Genomic DNA, 1,658 nt, shown 5'->3' with positions numbered 1-1,658 from the left:
AGCAGAGCGTGCGAGTTTGCTACAAATTTGGTACACAGCGAAAAACAAAAAGCCCCACTATTGAAGTGACCCCATAAAGTTGGACTCATTTCTAAGCGGCTATCAAGGCCTGATTTCGATATTCAATCGGACTCAGGCCTTTTAATTTCTGCTTAATACGTTTGTTGTTGTAATAGTCGATGTATTCTTTGATGTTTTCAATGAGTTCATCCGCCGTTTTGAATACTTCGTTATGATACATCTCTGTTTTAAGTATCCCGAAGAAGTTTTCTGCTACTGCGTTATCTAAACAGTTCCCTTTCCTCGACATACTTTGTTGTAAACCTTTCTCTCTTAAGTGCTTTTGATACCGCTTATTCTGATATTGCCAGCCTTGGTCTGAGTGAACAATTGGCCTTTCATCGTGCCGTAGCTTCTTTATTGCTTTCTTTAGCATCTCGGTGACCAAAGGTAACCTCACGGATTTGCTTACTTCATAGCTCACAACCTCTTGATTAAACAGGTCGATGACAGGTGATAGGTATACTTTTTGTTCGCCTACTTTGAACTCGGTGACATCCGTTACCCATTTTTGATTCGGCCTATCAGCAGTAAACTTTCTTTGTACTAAATCAGGCGCAATTCGGCCGATTTCACCCTTATACGAACGATACCGTTTTGGCCTCACTTTTGATTTCAACCCGAGCTCACACATGAGCCGTTGCACACGCTTATGGTTAACCAGTAACCCTGATAAACGTAATGTGAGTGCTATTCTTCGATACCCATAACGCCCTTTGTGGGCGTGGTATATGGCTTGGATTTGTGCCTTTAACGATTCATCAGGGCAAGGCCGCTGCATTGATTCACAATGGTAGTAATAAACGCTTTTAGGTAAACCGGTCGCTTTCAGTAAATTCCGTAAGCTAAATTGCGCCTTGAGCTCAACAACCACTAAGGTTTTCTCTTTGCTCGTTTCTTTTTTGCTTGGGCCAAGGCTTCTAACTTTTTTAAGACAGCATTCTCCGCACGCAAGTAGTCTAGCTCTTCACGTAGCTCTTTCTCTGTCATTTGCTCTGATGGCTTTGGCTCTGAGGGCTTATGTTTCATGCGGGGTCTACCCTTTTTCTTGGGGTGAAGTCTGGAAATACCTTCATGAGCATAAAGCTTTTGCCATTGAAATAATATACCTGATGTTGATAAATCAAAGTACGCACTCGCGTCGTTAAGTGACCAACCTTGCTTGCGCATGGTGGTGAGTACTTTTAGTTTAAATTCAAAGCTATAAGGATAACCGGTGTGAAGAAAGCTGTCTAAACCATGAACCCGATAAACCGAAGCCCAGTAACGAATCTGTCGTGCGGATACCTTAAATTCACGGCTGAGCTGGGTTGAACTTTGCTCTAAAGCTCTTTTAGCAAGCTCTAACTTAAACGTTCTGTGATGTTTTGACATAAAAAGACCCCCAGTAATTGGAATGTCCAACTATTGGGGGTCACTTCATTCATGCTGTGTTGGCCTTTTTACGCTATTGCGTACGTTATTTAGTTTGTGTTGATTGAACCGGGGCGTACCTGTGATTCGTTATATGAGTATAGTTATAGTAAATATTCGTTAAACCGACATTAGAACGGCTGCAAATGTAGATTTATTATTTTGTTTTCATTGACCTTGCTATT

At 41.6% G+C, this 1,658-nt stretch carries 2 protein-coding genes; both read right to left on the bottom strand.

Translation table 11 applies throughout. The features are described 5' to 3' along the window. Nucleotides 1-91: 91 nt before the first annotated feature. Nucleotides 92-934 carry an IS3 family transposase gene (locus VT06_RS16665; RefSeq protein WP_082122580.1) on the bottom strand — a complete coding sequence of 281 codons (843 nt, stop codon included), beginning with the start codon at nucleotides 932-934 and terminating at the stop codon, nucleotides 92-94. Continuing rightward, nucleotides 934-1,434: a helix-turn-helix domain-containing protein gene (locus VT06_RS16660; protein ID WP_046555456.1), complete on the bottom strand. Its 501-nt coding sequence runs from the start codon at nucleotides 1,432-1,434 to the stop codon at nucleotides 934-936. Before VT06_RS16660 ends, VT06_RS16665 begins: the two co-directional genes overlap by 1 nt. Between the last annotated feature and the right edge of the window lie 224 nt (nucleotides 1,435-1,658).

It is taken from the genome of Arsukibacterium sp. MJ3 (assembly GCF_000987765.1).
Classification (GTDB): Bacteria; Pseudomonadota; Gammaproteobacteria; order Enterobacterales; family Alteromonadaceae; genus Alishewanella.
The sequence above is the reverse complement of the archived record's forward strand: the minus strand, read 5'-3'. Positions and strand labels throughout refer to the sequence as shown.

Coding starts and splice junctions, on each gene's coding strand:
- VT06_RS16660 (WP_046555456.1), bottom strand. CDS start 1,434: ATGTCAAAACATCACAGAACGTTTAAGTTAGAGCTTGCTAAAAGAGCT.